At 66.2% G+C, this 17,618-nt stretch carries 10 protein-coding genes; 8 read left to right on the top strand and 2 right to left on the bottom strand.

Annotation, left to right across the window (positions count from 1 at the left end):
• The first annotated feature begins 19 nt into the window (after positions 1 to 19).
• Both D7Y61_RS01210 and cueR read left to right on the top strand, forming a co-directional pair.
• A complete protein-coding gene (locus D7Y61_RS01210; RefSeq protein WP_180864644.1) occupies positions 20 to 2,521 on the top strand; it encodes a heavy metal translocating P-type ATPase in 2,502 nt (833 codons plus the stop codon).
• A gap of 11 nt (positions 2,522 to 2,532) precedes the next feature.
• Positions 2,533 to 2,988 carry a Cu(I)-responsive transcriptional regulator gene (cueR, locus tag D7Y61_RS01215; protein WP_180864645.1) on the top strand — a complete coding sequence of 152 codons (456 nt, stop codon included), beginning with the start codon at positions 2,533 to 2,535 and terminating at the stop codon, positions 2,986 to 2,988.
• Between the two features lie 79 nt (positions 2,989 to 3,067).
• On the opposite strand, the gene D7Y61_RS01220 is transcribed toward cueR, so the two are convergent.
• On the bottom strand, positions 3,068 to 3,262 hold the full coding sequence (locus D7Y61_RS01220; protein ID WP_180864646.1) for a heavy-metal-associated domain-containing protein: 195 nt from the start codon (positions 3,260 to 3,262) through the stop codon (positions 3,068 to 3,070).
• A 200-nt stretch (positions 3,263 to 3,462) separates the two neighbouring features.
• A complete protein-coding gene (locus tag D7Y61_RS01225; RefSeq protein ID WP_180864647.1) occupies positions 3,463 to 6,537 on the bottom strand; it encodes a TonB-dependent receptor in 3,075 nt (1,024 codons plus the stop codon).
• 1,123 nt (positions 6,538 to 7,660) lie between these two features.
• On the opposite strand from D7Y61_RS01225, the gene D7Y61_RS01230 reads away from it, so the two are divergent.
• The 6 genes from D7Y61_RS01230 (at position 7,661) to D7Y61_RS01255 (ending at position 17,582) form a co-directional block, all read left to right on the top strand.
• Complete coding sequence (locus tag D7Y61_RS01230) at positions 7,661 to 10,126, top strand: GH92 family glycosyl hydrolase (protein ID WP_180864648.1); 2,466 nt, start codon at positions 7,661 to 7,663, stop codon at positions 10,124 to 10,126.
• A 96-nt stretch (positions 10,127 to 10,222) separates the two neighbouring features.
• On the top strand, positions 10,223 to 11,272 hold the full coding sequence (locus tag D7Y61_RS01235) for a LacI family DNA-binding transcriptional regulator (protein ID WP_180864649.1): 1,050 nt from the start codon (positions 10,223 to 10,225) through the stop codon (positions 11,270 to 11,272).
• Positions 11,273 to 11,332: 60 nt separating this feature from the next.
• The gene (gene fucP / locus D7Y61_RS01240; protein ID WP_180864650.1) at positions 11,333 to 12,646 is read left to right on the top strand and encodes an L-fucose:H+ symporter permease; all 1,314 of its coding nucleotides are present in this window, start codon (positions 11,333 to 11,335) and stop codon (positions 12,644 to 12,646) included.
• Between the two features lie 7 nt (positions 12,647 to 12,653).
• Positions 12,654 to 13,649 (top strand): carbohydrate kinase family protein, encoded by a 996-nt coding sequence (locus tag D7Y61_RS01245; RefSeq protein WP_180864651.1) that lies wholly within the window; start codon positions 12,654 to 12,656, stop codon positions 13,647 to 13,649.
• A complete protein-coding gene (locus D7Y61_RS01250) occupies positions 13,646 to 14,872 on the top strand; it encodes an AGE family epimerase/isomerase (protein WP_180864652.1) in 1,227 nt (408 codons plus the stop codon). The genes D7Y61_RS01245 and D7Y61_RS01250 overlap by 4 nt, the downstream gene beginning before the upstream one ends.
• 91 nt (positions 14,873 to 14,963) lie before the next feature.
• Positions 14,964 to 17,582, top strand: coding sequence for a glycoside hydrolase family 2 protein (locus D7Y61_RS01255; protein WP_180864653.1), 2,619 nt, complete (start codon positions 14,964 to 14,966; stop codon positions 17,580 to 17,582).
• The last annotated feature ends 36 nt before the right edge of the window (positions 17,583 to 17,618 follow it).

Genomic DNA, 17,618 nt, shown 5'->3' on the forward strand with positions numbered 1-17,618 from the left:
GAACCCCGGGAATCCGATCATGAGCACGCCCCGCGCCATTGCAGTCCCCGCCAGCCCCGCCACCATCAGCCTGCCCATCGAGGGCATGACCTGCGCCAGCTGTGTCGGCCGGGTCGAGGCGGCGCTGTCCAAGGTCGAAGGTGTGGGCAGCGTTTCGGTCAATCTGGCCACCGAGCGGGCGGATATCCGCCCGTCAGGTGCTGTCGATCGGGCCGCGCTGATCCAGGCAGTGGAGCGGGTGGGCTATGAGGTGCCGGCCGCCACCGTTGAACTGGCGGTGGAAGGCATGACCTGCGCCTCCTGCGTGGGCCGCGTGGAGCGCGCGCTGCTGGCGGTGCCGGGCGTCAGCCAGGCCAGCGTGAACCTGGCCACGGAGCGCGCGACCGTGCGCGGCGTGGCGGGCGTGGACGCGCTGGTGGCGGCCATCGACAAGGTCGGCTACGCCGCACACCCGATCGAGGCCGGCGTACAGTCCGATGAGGAGGCCGCAGAAAAGAAGGATGCCGAGCGCGCTGAGCTGAAGCGCGACCTGATCGTGGCGACCGTGCTGGCGCTGCCGGTGTTCGTGCTGGAGATGGGGTCGCACCTGATTCCCGGCATGCACCAATGGGTGATGGCCACCATCGGCATGCAGGTCAGCTGGTACCTGCAGTTCGTGCTGACCTTGCTGGTGCTGGCCATTCCCGGCCGCCGTTTCTACCAGAAGGGTTTCCCGGCGCTGCTGCGGCTGGCACCGGACATGAATTCGCTGGTGGCGGTGGGCACCGCCGCGGCGTTCGGCTACTCGGTGGTGGCGACCTTTGCGCCGCGGCTGCTGCCGCCCGGTACGGTGAACGTCTACTACGAAGCGGCGGCGGTGATTGTTGCACTCATCCTGCTGGGTCGCTTCCTCGAGGCCCGCGCCAAGGGCCGTACCTCCGAAGCGATCAAACGCCTGGTCAACCTGCAGGCCAAGGTCGCCCACGTGATCCGTGACGGCCGCACCGTCGAAATCCCGGTCGATGAAGTGCAGAGCGGCGACGTGGTGGAAGTGCGCCCGGGGGAGCGCGTGCCGGTCGATGGCGAGGTGGTCGAGGGTCGCAGCTACATCGACGAGTCGATGATCAGTGGCGAGCCGATCCCGGTCGAGAAGCAGCCGGGCAGCAGCGTGGTGGGGGGCACGGTCAACCAGAAAGGCGCACTGACGGTGCGTGCCACGGCGGTGGGCGCGCAGACCATGTTGGCGCAGATCATCCGCATGGTGGAACAGGCGCAGGGTTCGAAGCTGCCGATCCAGGCCGTGGTCGACAAGGTGACGCTGTGGTTCGTACCGGCGGTGATGCTGGCCGCGCTGGCGACCTTCGCCGTCTGGCTGATCTTCGGGCCCTCGCCGGCGCTGAGCTTCGCGCTGGTCAACGCGGTGGCGGTGCTGATCATTGCCTGCCCGTGCGCGATGGGGCTGGCCACGCCGACCTCGATCATGGTCGGCACCGGCCGTGGCGCTGAAATGGGCGTGCTGTTCCGCAAGGGCGAGGCGCTGCAGCTGCTGAAGGACGCGCAGGTGGTGGCGGTGGACAAGACCGGTACGCTGACCGAGGGCCGCCCGCGCCTGACCGACCTGGAGATCGGCGAGGGGTTCGATCGCAGCGCGGTGCTGGCGGCGGTGGCGGCGGTGGAATCACGCTCGGAACATCCGATCGCCCGCGCCATCGTCGATGCGGCCACCGAGCAGGGCATCGCGCTGCCGTCGATGGTCGATTTCGAATCGGTCACCGGCATGGGCGTGCGTGCCAGCGTTGATGGTGCGCGTGTGGACGTCGGTGCCGATCGCTTCATGCGTGATCTCGGCGTGGACATCAGCCCGTTCTCGGCGCTGGCCAGCCAGCTCGGAACGCAGGGCAAGTCGCCGCTGTATGCCGCCATCGACGGCCGCCTGGCCGCGATCATCGCGGTATCCGATCCGATCAAGCCGAGCACGCCGGCCGCGATCGCGGCGCTGCATCAGCTTGGCCTGAAGGTGGCGATGATCACCGGTGACAACGCCGGTACCGCGCAGGCGATCGCACGCCAGCTGGGCATCGATGAGGTGGTGGCCGAGGTGCTGCCGGAAGGCAAGGTCGATGCGGTGCGCCGCCTGAAGGCTACGCATGGCCACGTCGCCTTCGTCGGTGATGGCATCAACGATGCGCCGGCACTGGCCGAGGCCGATGTCGGCCTGGCCATCGGGACCGGCACCGATATCGCGGTGGAGTCGGCCGATGTGGTGCTGATGTCGGGCAACCTGCAGGGCGTACCAAACGCCATTGCGCTGTCCAAGGCAACGCTCGGCAACATCCGGCAGAACCTGTTCTGGGCGTTCGCCTACAACACTGCCCTGATTCCGGTAGCGGCCGGCGTGCTGTACCCGGTCTGGGGCGTGCTGCTGTCGCCGGTGTTCGCGGCCGGTGCGATGGCATTGTCCAGCGTGTTCGTGTTGGGCAACGCGCTGCGACTGCGCCGCTTCCAGCCGCCGATGGCGGACGTTGCCGCTGCCACCCACTGAAGGAGATCCGCATGAATATCGGTGACGCTGCCAAGGCCTCCAGTGTGTCGGCGAAGATGATCCGCTACTACGAACAGATCGGCCTGATTCCCGCAGCTGATAGAACCGAATCGGGCTACCGGGCGTATTCGCAGGCGGACATCCACCGCCTGCGTTTCATCCGCCGTGCGCGCGATCTCGGCTTCCAGGTGGCCGAGATCACCGATCTGCTGGGCCTGTGGAACGACACCTCGCGTCACAGTGCCGACGTCAAGCATCTGGCCGAACAGCACATCGCCGACCTGGAACAGCGCATCGAGCACATGCGGCAGATGGCCGACACGCTGAAATCGCTGATCAGCTGCTGCGCGGGCGACGAGCGCCCGGAGTGCCCGATCCTGCAGCGACTGGGTGAGGATGACACGTTGCCGGTGCCGGTTGAGGCGCCGAAGACCGGGGTAGTACGGCGACGCGCGCACAAGCACTGAACCGCCGCTGCGCATGTGAAAAAGCCCACCCGCTGTGATTGCAGCGGGTGGGCTTTTCAGTGTGAGTCAGGGCAGGGGATCAGGCAGTGCGCGGCGGGAAACCCGCATCGTTCAGTGCGGCGAAGACCTGCTCCTGCGAGGCGGTGGTCTGCACCTTGACCAGGCCGCTCGGCGGGTCGGCCACCACACTGGCGTTCGGATCGATCTGCTGGATCGCACGGGTCACGCTGCGTGCGCAGCCGCCGCAGGTCATGCCGTCAACATGGAATTCCATCTGTAGCTCCTTCGGTGCTCTTGGGGTGGAGTCAGTGTGCACCTTCCAACGATGGCAGGGTCAAGCAAAGGGCTGAACGTCTGGCAAGCGGCCAATGAAAACGGCAGCCGCCTGTACCAGCGCGGCTGCCGTGGAGGAACATCCCCGCCGGGGCGGGGTGTGGGGCTGCGCCGGGTCGCGCCCGGGCACCCCGGGATGCCTCAGAACTTCCAGTTCACGCCGAAGTACAGCTGGCGGCCGGCGTAGAGGTTGGAGAGCAGGCGGGCCTGGCTGTCGTTGCCGATGTAACTGCGCAGCTCGGACTTGGTCGCGTTCAGTACGGCAGCAGTCACCGTCCAGTCCGGTGTGAGGTTGTAGGCGACGTTCAGGTCAAGCTGGCTGTATGGCTTGGTGTAGGTGGTCATGCCGTTGTTCAGGCCGCCGACCACTTCGCCACGCCGGTTGTACGATGCACGGGCCAGGAACTTGTCGTTCTCGTAGAACACGGTCACGTTGGCCTGGTTCTTCGCACTGCCCACCAGCGGCGAGGAACCGATTTCCTCGCCGTCCAGCACGATCGAGGCCAGGTTGGTGTCGTTGTAGGTGTAGTTGGCCTGCACGCCCAGACCGAAGTCGAACGTGTACTGGCCGTACAGCTCCACGCCCTGCGACACGCCATCGCGGCCATTGGCCTGGGTCTCGTACTTCTGCACGGTGACCGGCTGCCCGCCGACGTTCATCTGCTGGTCGCGCACCACCGGCACGGTGAAGTTGTCCACGTTCTTGCGGAACAGTGCAACGCCTGCCACCGCGCCCGGCTGGAAGTACCACTCCAGGCCAAGGTCGAACTGGACCGCCTTGAACGGCTCAAGCGCCTTGTTGCTGCCCGACCCGTACCAGCCGGGCGTGTCGGTGCCACCGGTGACCCGGCGGTCGTTGGCGTACTCCTCGCTGATGTAGCGCAGGCCGCCGGGGTAGGCGATGCTGGTGTAGCTCGGACGCGCGACCACCTTCGATGCTGCACCGCGCAGCACCAGGTTGTCGGTGATGTCCCAGGCAATGTTGAAGCTGGGCAGTACGTCGGTATAGGTCTTCTCCAGCGACGACAGTGCGTAGACCTTGTCGCGGACCTGCGGGTCGGGCAGGCGGACGAAGCCACCCTGGCAGCGCAGGTTCGGATCGGCGGCCGGGTCATCGCAGCTCATCGGCGCGCCGCTGGCGTTGTCGACGAAGTAGTCGTTGAAGCGCTCGACCGAATCGCTGGACTGTGCGAACTGCTTGGTGCGCACCACGCGCACGCCGACGTTGCCGCGTACACGTTCGGTGCGGAAGTTGGCCTGGAAGTAGCCGGAGTAGATCTTCTCGTTGACGTCGTAGACGAAGTCTTCTTCGGTACGGTTGTGCGAGCCGCCGTAGGTCTTGTTCAGATAGTCGATGTAGGCCGGGTAGTTGATGCCCGGGAACACGTTGGCGTTGAACGCGCCGGTGATGTTGCTGATCGGGTTGGACAGGAAGAAGCCCGGCTGGGCATCGCCTGCGGTCGGATCGCAACCTGCCTGATAGCGGTTGTTGTCATAGTCGGACGGATCCAGGCCCGGGCACACCCAGTAGGTGTTGCCGGTATTGCGGTGGACCTTGCCATCGCGGTACTTGGCGCCGAACTGGATCGAGTCCAGCCAGCCGGCCTCGAACAGCTTGGTGACGTCTGCCTGGAAGTAGTTCTGCTTGACTTCGGTCTGCATCCACGACGAATCGGTCGAGCCGGTGTCGACTTCCGCGACGCCGGCCATCAGCTGTTGCTGCAGATCCGGCGAGAACTGCACCGACGGCGTGCCGGTCAGGTCCCATGCGGTGTACTGGTTGCCGGATTGCCACTGGTTGCCGACCTTGCGGCGTGGCTTGGCCGACATGCGGAAATTCATCGACGGACCGCCTTCAGACCAAGTGCGGCCGCCGGTGAACGACGCTTTCCACAGTGGGCTGATATCCCAGTCGATGGTCAGGTCGGCGGTCTGCGAGAGTGCCTTTTCCTTGCTGTATCCACCGGTCAGCTGCGGAGTGGGGATGGTGCAGTCATCCGGGCCCCAGCCACCGGGTTCCAGGCCGGCGGCCGCCGCCTCTTCCTCGCTGCAGTAATAGGTCTTTCCAGCCAGCTTCTGGTACTGGGCACCGGTAACGATGCTGCCGCTCGGGTCGAAGTCCAGCCCGTTGAGCAGGCGGCCACCGGCCCAGTTGCCGTCCTGGTTGTAGCGGGCCAGGTTCCACTCCGGCACCTTCAGCATGTTCTGCGTGTAGTCACCCTGGAGTTCGAAGCGGAAGTAGTTTGCCGTCATGGTGACGTTGTCGACCGGCTTGAACTGGAAGGTCAGCTGGCCGCCCTTGCGCTCGCGCTTTTCTTCCTTCACTGCGAAGTTCACCGAGGTCGGCATGAAGAACTCGCTGTAGTTCTTGCCGGTCTGGTTGTTGAAGCCGGACTGGCCCCACCAGTAGTGGATGCCGTCCTGTTCCAGCAGGTTGCCATTGGCATCGCGGGCCGTGGTGCCATTGCCGTACCACTGGTAGTCCTCGGTGCTGACTTCCATGGTGCGGGTGGTGCGCTTCTGCTGGGTCACGCCGACGAGGACGCCGAAGCGCTCGTCCTTGCTGTGCCAGGAGTACAGCGCGGACGCCTGCGGATCGACATCGTGGCTGGTATCGGAGGTGGTGCCCTCCAGGTTCACATAGCCGGAGTTGGATTCCATGTCCAGCGGGCGACGGGTATGCAGGATGACCGTGCCGCCGATGCCGCCTTCATCGATGCGTGCTTCCGGCGACTTGAACAGCTCCGCGCTGGACAGCATGTTCGATGGCAGCAGGGTGTAGTTGAAGGAGCGTGTCGCTTCGTTGTTGGTCTCCGACGAGGCGACGAAGTTGCCGTTCAACTGGGTCAGGGTCAGGTCGGGTGCAAGCCCGCGCACGCTGACACTCTTGCCTTCACCGCCGCTGCGGGTGATGACCACGCCGGGCACGCGCTGCAGTGCGTCGGCCACGTTCTTGTCGGGGAACTTGCCGACGTCCTCGGCGGTGATCACTTCGACCACGGCGTTGGCGTCGCGCTTCTGTTCGAGGCTTTTCTCGATGGCGTAGCGGTAGCCGGTGACCTGGACGCTGTCCAGGGTGGTGGCGTCCTGTGAGCCGGTGGACGCGGCCTGCTGCGCGGCGGCGCCAGCCGGCATGACGGCGGCGGCCAAGGCCAGCGCGATGGCCAACGCCAGTGCGTCCTGGCCATGCGTGCGTGTTGAATGCTTCATTCCCATCTCTCCCTCTCTCCTGGATTGATCCGGTGACGTGGCACGGACAACTTGAATCGATCTAATTTGAAGTGACATTGTCGCTATTGCCATGCAGTGGCAGTAGCACCGTGCGCGTGGCCTGGTACGTCCTGTTGCTGCTCCCCCAACTCCCGGCCATCGCAGTGTCGTTCTTGGATCGATCTAAGCGATGGGCGGGCGATTTTTAGCATGGGTCGCCCGTGGGCGCATGCTGCTGCGCAATATGGTACTGGCGTGGCGAAGGGATGACGGTTTGCTGAAAACAGTGAAATCGTTTTCGTGCGCAGGGGAAGGTGGGTCGGCAGGGCTGCGCCCTGCACCTGCCGAAGCCAGGGCAACGGCCAAAGCCAAAGCCAAGGCCAAAGCGGCTCTGGGCTGTCTGTGGGTTGGGCGGGGCGGTGTCGGATTGCGGGGACGCCGTAAACCCCCAGACCGACCCAGCCGCTGGCGGCTGTGCGTTCGGGCGCTTGCGAAGCAGTGCTTCGCAAGCAAAGCGCCCTCACCCCTGGGGGCTTGATGGCGCCATCCATGGCGCCAACGGTCCTGCCAGCCCACACCGCCCCGCCTTCGACAGTATCCCGGTGACGGATGGATTGATCTTGGTGCGGCATGGGGTCATGGGGTCAKATCCGTTTTCCAAAGKAAAACGGATCTGACCCCAATTGATTTCGTTATCTGTCAGAGATTCATCCACGCATGGCGTGGATCTACAGATCGCGGAAATCTGTCGAAGGCGGGGTGGGTCCGGTTGCGGGGGTGTCCGCGGCATGGATGCCGCGGCCAAGCCCCCAAGGATGGGTTTACGGCGTCCCCCGCAACCGGACCCACCCCGACTCCCCACAGGAAACCGGCTTCTGCTGTTGCTGTTGCTGTTGCTCCAGCTTGAAGCAGGTGCAGGGCGCAGCCCTGCCGAACGCCCCCCTCATGCTGCGCCGCAGAATGCATTCGGCTGAACCTGCATGCTCTACTTGAATCGATCTAAATTCACGGTCACGTGGGTCGGGCGTCATTCCAGGGGAGCTCTCTGCCGGTCACGGCGGGGCTCAACGGAACGGTGCCGGATGGCCCCGGCCGTCTGCCTCCGTGTCATCGACTACAGGAACCCGACATGCGTCCAGTGCCGTCCGCTCCCGCCGTCCCATCGACCTCGCGCCCTCTGGCGCGTCTGGCCTGCCTGCTGGCGCTTTCGGCCGTGCCGATGCTGCTGCAGGCCGCGCCGGCAGCACTGGAGCGTGAGGTCAACACCTTCATCGGCAGCAAGGACGACGGCAATACGTTCCCGGGCGCATCGGCACCGTTCGGCCTGATCCAGGTCAGCCCGATCGGCAGCCACTATTCGGGCTGGCGCTACGACGACGAAAAGATCCGCGGTTTCGGACACTCGTTCATTTCCGGCGCCGGTTGCTGGGAGCAGGGCGGGCAGGTGTCGATCCTGCCGGTCACCGGCAGCATCGGTCTGGGCGGCGATTTCGATACCGGCAACGCCAAGTCGTTCGACCACAAGGCCTACGCCTCGAACTACACCCATGACGGCGAGATCGGCCAGGCCGGCTACTACAAGGTGCGCCTGACCAGCTACGGCGGCATTGATGCCGAGGCCACCGCGCGCACCCGTGCCGCCGCCGAGCGCTACACCTTCAGCCAGCGCAGCGGCGATGGCCACGTGCTGGTCAATGTCGGGCAGGCCAACGAGCGCCATTCGGTGATCGGCAGCGTGGTCGACGTGGTCGGCGACCGCGTGGTTGAAGGCAAGCTGGTGACCAAGAGCTTCTGTGGCGGCCACCAGTACACCACCTGGTTCCGCATCGAGTTCGACCGTCCGTTCAAGGCGCACGGCACCTGGGGCGAGGGCGGCGGCCTGCCCGGTGCGCGCCACAGCATGGAAGGCGAGCAGAAGCCGAATGGTGCCTGGCTCAGCTTCGATCTGGCCAAGGGCCAGTCGGTGACGGCGGTCAGCGCGATCTCGCATGTGGACGCCGAAGGCGCGCGCACCAACCTGCGCGCCGAGGGCATGCAGGGCGGGGCGCTGCTCGGTTTCGACCGCATGCGCACGCTGTCCCAGCAGTCCTGGCGCGAGCAGCTGGGCCGCGTGCGCGTGCAGGGCGGTACCGCCGACGATCGCAGCGTGTTCTACAGCGCGGTCTACCACGCACTGTTGCAGCCGATGACCGGCAACGATGCCGATGGCCGCTACCGTGGCTATGACGATGGCATCCACCGCGCCGATGGCTGGACGTACTACGAGTACTTCTCGTTGTGGGATACCTACCGCGCGCAGAACCAGTGGCTGGCACTGACGCGCCCGGACGTGGCGCGCGACATCGGCCGCACCCTGTTGGCCATCGACGAGCAGGGGGGCTGGCTGCCGCGCTGGGGCTATGCCAACTTCGAGACCAACATCATGACCGGCGACCCGGTCACCCCGTTCATGGTCGACCTGTGGCGCTTCGGTGCGCTCAAGGGCCGCGAAGCGCAGGCCTGGGATGCGCTGCGCCGCAACGCCTTCGGTACGCCGCCGTTGAACTCGCGCATGGCTGGCCGCTCCGGCAACCCCACCTACCTGGACAAGGGCTATGTGGTCTACGACCGTGCGTTCCCGTCCAAGGGCATGGACGTCGATCCGCACCACGGCGGTTCGGCCACGCTGGAATACGCGTTGGCCGATTGCGCGCTCTCGCAGATGGCCGATGGCCTTGGCCACACGCAGGACGCGGCGACGCTGCGTGAGCGCGGCCGCAACTGGCGCAAGGTGTGGGACCCGCAGGTGCGCGATGCCGAGACCGGCTTCACCGGCTTCCCGCGCCCGCGTACCGAGGACGGCCAGTGGTACACCCCGGCCGATGGCCACTACAGCCCGCGTTCGCACCACGGCTTCCATGAGGGCACCGCGTGGCAGTACCAGTGGCTGGCGCAGCAGGATGTGCCGGGCCTGGTCGAAGCGATGGACGGCCGCGAACAGGCCGGCCGCCGCCTTGACGCGTTCTTCGCGATGGATGCGCTGCAGGCCGATCCGCTCAATGCAGCCCGCAAGGAGTGGGTGGTCGGGCCGTACAGCTACTACAACCAGTTCCGCTACAACCCGAACAACGAGCCGGACCTGCACTCGCCGTGGCTGTACACGCTGATCGGCCAGCCGTGGAAGACCGCTGCGGTGGTGCGCGCCGCGCAGCAGCTGTTCACCAATGCGCCGAATGGCGTGACCGGCAACGATGATCTCGGCACGATGTCGGCCTGGTACCTGTTCAGCGCCATCGGCGTGTACCCGGCGGTGCCGGGCAGCGGCCAGTTCCTGCTGCACACGCCGCGCTTCAGCAAGGTGGAAGTGGACATGGGCAATGGCCGCACGCTGCGCATCGACGCGCCGGGCGCCGACGGTCGCCGCCTGCAGTACGTGCAGGGCGTGAAGGTCGATGGCCAGGCGCATGCGCCGGTGTGGCTGGACTGGGACCGACTGCAGCAGGGCCCGCGCCTGCACTTCGCGCTCGACGGGAAGGTGCCGGAGCAGGGCTGGGGCACGGCGGCGAAGGACCTGCCGGTGTCCTGGTGTGCGGCGCCGGGCAGCCAGCTGCGCTGAGCCGGACTGTGCCGTTCGCGGTGACCCAGCGAACGGCACGGCACGACACGCCCCTGATCCATTAGGCTTGAGCTTCCAGCGGAGTCCGGGAAGACGATGAACGACAACGGCAGCAGTTCCAGCAAGCGCGCCGGCAAGGCGGTGACGGTGACCGACATCGCGCGTGCCATCGGCGTGTCACGGGCCACCGTGTCGCTGGTGCTGCGCGGCAGCCCGCTGGTCAATGTCGATACCCGGGCAAGGGTGGAGGCTGAACTGCGTCGCCAGCGCTATGTCTACAACCGCGCGGCGGCCAATCTGCGTCGCCGCACCTCGTCGAGCATCGCGCTGGTGATCAACGACCTGTCCAACCCGTTCTTCGCCGAATTTGCCTCCGGCGTGGACGAGGCGTTGGGCGGGCGTGGCTACGTAACGTTGCTGGGCAGCACCGGCGAGTCGCCAGAGCGGCAACAGGCGGTGCTGTCCACGCTGATGGAGCACACGCCGGCAGGGCTGATCCTTTCGCCGGCCGAAGGCAGCGACACCGCGCAGCTGCGCCAGGCATTGGGCGCCAATGCCAACGTGTTGCTGTTCAACCGCGAACTGGAAGGGGCCGACTGGGACTTCCTGACCCTGGACAACCAGCACGGTGCCTATCTGGCGACGCGCCACCTGATCGAGCGTGGCCATCGCCAGATCGCCTTCTTCGGCGGCCACGCCGCATCGAGCTCGTGCCACCAGCGCCGTGCCGGCTTCCAGCAGGCGCTGGCCGAGGCCGGCCTGTCGCTGCCGCCGGGTTGGATGATCGAGTCGGCGCCGAACCGGCTGGAAGCCGCTGCGCGCACCGATGAGCTGTTTGCCGATGGCCATCGCCCGAGTGCGGCGGTCTGCTACAACGACACCGTCGCGCTGGGCTTGATGCTGGGCCTGAACTCGCGCGGCATCCGGCCGGGCGGAGACTTTGCAGTGACCGGCTTCGACGATATTTCCGAGGCATCGGTCGCGGTGCCGCCATTGACCACGCTCACCGCCGATCCGCGCGAGCGAGGCCGGCAGGCGGCGGCACTGCTGCTGCAGCGATTGGACGAACCGGACGCGCCGCCACGGCGCACGGTGGCGCCGGTGCAGTTGCGCATCCGCGAAAGCAGTGCCGCACGGCCGAACTGATTCCTTCCACGTACCCCTTCCACGCAACAACGACCTTCCGCGCATCGAGGCGCGTACCGCATGCCGATCTCCGCAACGCCCCGTCCATCGGGTTCTTCGGGCAACGCACCCGCCGTCACCAACGGCAAGGCGCTGGCCGTGGTCACCACGATCTTCTTCATGTGGGGCTTCCTGACCTGCCTCAATGACATCCTGATCCCGCACCTGAAAGCAGTGTTCGAGTTGAACTACGCCAAGGCGATGCTGGTGCAGTTCACCTTCTTCGGTACCTATTTCCTGATGTCGCTGCCCGCAGGCCGGTTGGTCGCCGCGCTGGGCTACAAGAAGGGCATCGTGGCCGGCCTGGTGATCGCCGGCATCGGCGCGCTGGGCTTCTGGCCAGCGGCCGAACTGCGCGTATACGGCGCCTTCCTCGGCGCACTGTTCGTGCTGGCCACCGGCATCACCGTTTTGCAGGTTGCTGCCAATCCCTACGTCGCGCTGTTGGGCCCGGAGCAGACCAGCTCCAGCCGCCTGACCCTGGCGCAGGCCCTGAACTCGCTGGGCACGGCCATCGCGCCGATCTTCGGCGGCATGCTGATCCTGTCCAACACGGTCAAGAGTGCCGATGACCTTGCCGCGATGCCGGCCGCCGAGCAGCTGGCCTACCGTGCCGCCGAGGCGCAGGCCGTGCAGGGCCCGTACGTGGGCCTGGCCGTTGCGCTGGTGCTGCTGGCGTTGTTCGTGTTCCTGTTCCGCCTGCCGGCGCTGAGCGACGCCACCGAGCAGGCCGACCAGGGCCATCACCACAGCTACCTGGACGCGCTGCGCAAGCGCCATCTGCTGCTGGGCGTACTCGGCATCTTCTTCTACGTCGGTGCCGAAGTTTCGATCGGCAGCTTCCTCGTCAATTACCTGTCGATGCCGAACATCGGCGGCTTCAGCGAACAGGAGGCCACCCATTACGTGTCGGCCTACTGGACGATGGCGATGATCGGCCGCTTCGCCGGTTCGGCACTGCTGGCGCGCTTCTCGCCCAGCCGCCTGCTGGCGATCTTCGCGCTGGTCAACGTGGCCCTGCTGGTCACGACCATGCTGACCTCCGGCAACGTCGCGCTGTACTCGGTGGTGGTGATCGGCCTGTTCAACTCGATCATGTTCCCGACCATCTTCGCGCTGAGCATCGAACGCCTGGGCCCGCTGACCAACAAGGGCTCCAGCCTGCTGATCATGGCCATTGTCGGTGGTGCCGTGGTGCCGTACCTGCAGGGCGTTCTGGCCGACCACATCGGCGTGCAGGCCAGCTTCATCCTGCCGCTGCTGTGCTACGGCTACATCATCTTCTACGGACTGGTCGGCGCGCGTACGCCGGCTTCCGCAACGCAGGGAGGCTGAGTCCGGAATGGGTTCCATCGTTTGCTTCGGCGAAATTTTGATCGATCTACTAGCGCAGCCGCCGGCCTCGGCCGATACCCCGCGCGCGTTCCTGCAGTACGCCGGGGGCGCACCGGCCAACGTTGCGGTGGCCGCTGCGCGGCTGGGTGCCAAGACCCAGTTCGTCGGCATGCTGGGCCGCGACATGTTTGGTGACTTCCTGGCCGAGAGCCTGGTCGAGCATGGCGTCGGCACCGACTACATCGCGCGCACCGATGCGGCCAAGACCGCGCTGGCGTTCGTGGCGCTGGACGCCAGCGGCGAACGCAGCTTCAGCTTCTACCGTCCACCGGCGGCAGATCTGCTGTTCCGTGACAGCGATTTCCAGGCCGCCTGCTTCGACAGCGCGCAGTGCTTCCACGTCTGCTCCAACAGCCTGACCGAGCCTTCCATTGCCGAGGCGACCTTCGCCGGCATGGAGCGCGCCCGTGCCGCCGGTACGGTGGTCAGCCTGGACCTCAATCTGCGCCCGGCCCTGTGGCCGGCCAACGAAGATCCGACGCCGCGCCTGTGGCAGGCGCTGGAGCGTGCCGACCTGGTCAAGCTGTCGCGCGAGGAGCTGGACTACCTGGCCGCGCCGCTCGGCGCCGATGGCGAGGCAGCGGTGCTGCGGCGCCTGCTGGCTGCACAGGCGCGCTGGGTGATCATTACCGATGGCGCGGCCACGCTGCATTGGTACACCCGCGACAACCACGGCACGGTCACCAGCTTCCGCGTGGCTACGGTCGATACCACGGCAGCCGGTGATGCCTTCGTCGGTGGCGTGCTGGTCGGCCTGCTGGAGCGGGGTGGGGCCGGTGCAGGTTTCGCTGCGTTCTGCCAGGACCCGGAGGCGATCACCGCCACGCTGCGCTTCGGTGCCGCCGTGGGTGCGCTGGCTGTTACCCGCAAGGGCGCGTTCGCCGCGATGCCCTCGCTCGATGAAGTGCAGCAGCTGCTGCAGGCCCAGGACATTACCGCATGAGCACCTCGCCCGATTTCCGTTCGCCCGCGTTCCTGCGTGCGCATATCGCCGACACGATGGCGTTCTACCACCCACGCTGCATCGATCCGAACGGCGGTTTCTTCCACTACGTCCGTGATGACGGCAGCATGTACGATGCCAGCCACCGCCATCTGGTGAGCAGCACGCGCTTCGTCTTCAACTACGCGATGGCCTACCGCGAGTTCGGCAATGCCGAATACCGCGACGCCGTCGAGCACGGCGTACGTTACCTGCGCGACGTGCATCGCAACCCGGCCACGGGCGGCTATGCCTGGACCCTGCGCGACGGCAAGGTCGAGGACGACATGAACCACTGCTATGGCGTGGCGTTCGTGCTGCTGGCCTACAGCTGTGCGCTGAAGGCCGGTGTCGAGCAGGCCCGCGCATGGATGGACGAGACCTGGCAGCTTCTGGAAGCGCGCTTCTGGGAGCCGCAGCACGGCCTGTACAAGGACGAGGCCGATGGCCAGTGGAACTTCACCGGCTACCGCGGCCAGAACGCCAACATGCACATGTGCGAGGCGATGCTGGCGGCGTTCGAGGCCAGTGGCGAGCAGCGCTACGTGGAACGCGCGCTGCAACTGGCCGACAACATGACCCGTCGCCAGGCCGCCAAGGCCGGTGGCCTGGTCTGGGAACATTACGATTCCAACTGGGAGATCGACTGGGACTACAACCTGGACGACCCCAAGCATCTGTTCCGCCCGTGGGGCTTCCAGCCGGGCCATCAGACCGAGTGGGCCAAGCTGCTGCTGATCCTGGACCGCCACGTGCAGGCCGACTGGCTGGTGCCGACTGCGCAGCACCTGTTCGATGTGGCAGTGGCGCGCAGCTGGGACGAGGCACGCGGTGGCCTGTACTACGGTTTCGCACCGGAAACGCGCCGGCAGCCGGGCGTGGACGGTGCGCCGATCGGCGGCGACAGCTTCGTCTGCGACGATGACAAGTACTTCTGGGTGCAGGCGGAGACGCTGGCTACGGCCGCGCTGATGGCCAAGCGCACCGGCGATGACCGCTACTGGCAGTGGTACGAGCGCATCTGGGCGTACTCGTGGGAACACTTCGTCGACCACCAGTACGGCGCCTGGTTCCGCATCCTCGATGCCGAGAACCGCAAGTACAGCGACGAGAAGAGCCCGGCCGGCAAGGTGGATTACCACACCATGGGCGCATGCTACGAAGTGTTGAACGTCGTGCGTTGAAGGGCGTTCGAATGCAGTAGTGCCAGGCTATGCCTGGCAATCCGAAATCGGTAGCGCCGGGCCACGCCCGGCGGAAAAACAGGAGCTCCGCGTGCATCGTCTTTCCCTCGTTGTCCGTCTGCTCCTGCTGCTGATCGCAGCCTCCGCCTTCCCGGTGGCTGCAGCGCCTCTGCAGGCAGAGTGGGAGTTCCGCATGCTGCCCGGCGATGCCGAGGGCGCAGCCCACCCGGGCCTGCAGCAATGGAGGGCCGCGAAGGTGCCCGGCAGCGTGCACACCGACCTGCTGGCGCATGGGCTGATCCGCGATCCGTACGTCGGTGCGCCTGAGGCAGAGCTGCAATGGATCGGCCTGGCTGCCTGGGAGTATCGCGCCCGCTTTGACGTGGATGCGGCGACGCTGGCCAAGCCCAATGCCGAACTGCGCTTTGATGGGCTGGACACCTACGCCGAAGTCAGCCTCAACGGCAAGCCGCTGCTGCGCGCGGACAACGCGCACCGCACGTGGCGTGCCCGGGTCGAAGGCCGCCTGCGTGCGAAGGGCAATGAACTGCAGATCGTGTTCCGATCGCCGATCCGCACCTTGTTGCCGGGCGTGCAGGCGATGCCGCACAAGATCGCCGGCAACTATCCTTCGCCCTATGGGGACGAGCCCAAAGACGCGATGGTCGGCAACTTCGCGCGCAAGCCGGCTTACCACTTCGGTTGGGACTGGGGCCCGCGCTATGTCACCGCCGGCGTCTGGCGCGGTGTCGACCTGCAGGCCTGGGATACGCATCGATTGACCGATCTGGCCGTGCGCACCGATGCATTGAGCGCGGAGCAGGCGAAGCTGGCGGTGCTGCTGCAGGTGGAGCAGGGGAGTGCAGCCGGTTCTGCTGTGGTCAATGTGGAAGTGCAGGATCCAGAAGGCCGCAACGTGGCCCAGGTGCAACGCACGGTGTTGCTGAAGCCGGGCCAGAACAGTGTTGAACTACCGATTGAACTGGCGGAACCGAAGCGCTGGTGGCCGGTGGGCCATGGTGCTCAGGATCGCTATGCCGTGCAGGCTCGCCTGGATGGTGGCGGCGATGCAACGCTGGCGCGCGAGCAGCGCATCGGCCTGCGCACGGTCGAACTGCGCCGCGAGGAAGATGGCAAAGGAGGGCAGGGCTTCGCCTTCGTCATCAATGGCGTGCCGATCTTCGCCAAGGGCGCGAACGTGATTCCGTTCGACGCTTTCCCTGCGCGCGTCGATGCGGCGCGCCTGCGCCAGGTGCTGACCGCCGCGCGCGACGCCAACATGAACATGCTGCGCAACTGGGGCGGTGGCTACTACGAGGACGACGCGTTCTTCGATATCGCCGATGAGCTGGGCCTGCTGGTCTGGCAGGACTTCATGTTCGGTGGCGGCATGCAGCCAGGCTTTGATCCGGCATTCCGTGCCAGTGTAGTGGCGGAGGCGCGTGACAACGTGCGGCGTCTGCGCCATCACCCCAGCATCGTGCTGTGGTGTGGCAACAACGAAGAAGAAACTGCCTGGAAGGACTGGGGGCACGGCCGCGACCTGAAGGCGGCCGATCCGGCGTTCGCGTCGAAGGTCTGGCAGGGTTATGTCGATCTGTTTGGCAATGATCTGCGCCAGGTGGTCGGAGAGGAAGGGCTTGGCGTACCGTACTGGTCCAGTTCGCCCAGCAACGATCTGGACGAGAAGGCCAACGACTCCACTCGCGGCGACAAGCACTACTGGCAGGTGTGGGGCAATCCGGCGCTGCCGGTCCAGGCCTATCTGCGCGAGACCCCGCGCTTCATGTCCGAGTACGGGTTGCAGGCGTGGCCGTCGGTGGCGACGGTGGACCAGATCGCCACCCGCGCCGAGCAGCGCATCGACAGCCCGGTGATCCGGGCCCACCAGAAGTTCATGGCAGGCGAGGGCAACAGCCGCCTGTTGCACTACATCGAACTGGGCTATGGCACGCCGAACGACTTCGTGGATTTCGTCTACCTGAGCCAGGTGATGCAGGCCGACGGCATTGCACTGGCCGCGCTGCATCATCGCGCATCGCGGCCGTACACCATGGGCTCGCTGTACTGGCAGCTCAACGACGTCTGGCCGGGTGCCTCCTGGTCCAGCGTGGACTATTTCGGTCGCTGGAAGTCACTGCACTACGCCGCACGCCGCTTCTTCGCGCCGGTGACGGTGGCCGCACTGCGCGACGAGGGCAGCACGCGGGTTCGCCTGATCAATGATGGCGCTGCCGCAGATGCACGTTGGCGGTTGCGGGTGATGGATGTGGACGGCAAGGTGCTGCGTCGTCGCGAGGACGCGGTGACGTTGACGGCGGCAGGCGTCACCTCGATCGGTGATTTCCGCGATGCCGAGCTGCTGGCCGGTGCCGATCCGAAGCGCACGGTGGCCGTGTTCGAGCTGCTGCAGGACGGCAAGGTGAGTGCGCGCCAGGTGGTCGGTTTCGTTGAAGCCAAGGACCAGGCGCTGCCGCGGCAGAAGCTCAAGGCCACCTTGACCATCGATGGCGACCACTACCGGCTGCGGCTGGAAAGCGCGGCTTACGTGCGCGCGGCGTGGATCGATTTCGGCGCGCTGGATGTGCAGGTGGAAGACAACCTGCTGGACCTGTTGCCGGGCGAAACCCGCGATATCGCAGTGCGTGGCCCGGTGGACCTGACCACCCTGCGCGAAGCGCTGAAGCTGAAGACCCTCAACGACCGTTGAGGGCTGAACACCCCGCTCTGGTAGGTGCCAACCTTG

Source organism: Stenotrophomonas maltophilia (assembly GCF_013464485.1).
Lineage (GTDB): Bacteria > Pseudomonadota > Gammaproteobacteria > Xanthomonadales > Xanthomonadaceae > Stenotrophomonas > Stenotrophomonas maltophilia_AW.

Bases quoted from the DNA above. Each gene is read 5' to 3' on its own strand.
- D7Y61_RS01210 (WP_180864644.1), top strand. From the start codon at position 20: ATGAGCACGCCCCGCGCCATTGCAGTCCCCGCCAGCCCCGCCACCATC.
- cueR (WP_180864645.1), top strand. From the start codon at position 2,533: ATGAATATCGGTGACGCTGCCAAGGCCTCCAGTGTGTCGGCGAAGATG.
- D7Y61_RS01220 (WP_180864646.1), bottom strand. From the start codon at position 3,262: ATGGAATTCCATGTTGACGGCATGACCTGCGGCGGCTGCGCACGCAGC.
- D7Y61_RS01225 (WP_180864647.1), bottom strand. From the start codon at position 6,537: ATGGGAATGAAGCATTCAACACGCACGCATGGCCAGGACGCACTGGCG.
- D7Y61_RS01230 (WP_180864648.1), top strand. From the start codon at position 7,661: ATGCGTCCAGTGCCGTCCGCTCCCGCCGTCCCATCGACCTCGCGCCCT.
- D7Y61_RS01235 (WP_180864649.1), top strand. From the start codon at position 10,223: ATGAACGACAACGGCAGCAGTTCCAGCAAGCGCGCCGGCAAGGCGGTG.
- fucP (WP_180864650.1), top strand. From the start codon at position 11,333: ATGCCGATCTCCGCAACGCCCCGTCCATCGGGTTCTTCGGGCAACGCA.
- D7Y61_RS01245 (WP_180864651.1), top strand. From the start codon at position 12,654: ATGGGTTCCATCGTTTGCTTCGGCGAAATTTTGATCGATCTACTAGCG.
- D7Y61_RS01250 (WP_180864652.1), top strand. From the start codon at position 13,646: ATGAGCACCTCGCCCGATTTCCGTTCGCCCGCGTTCCTGCGTGCGCAT.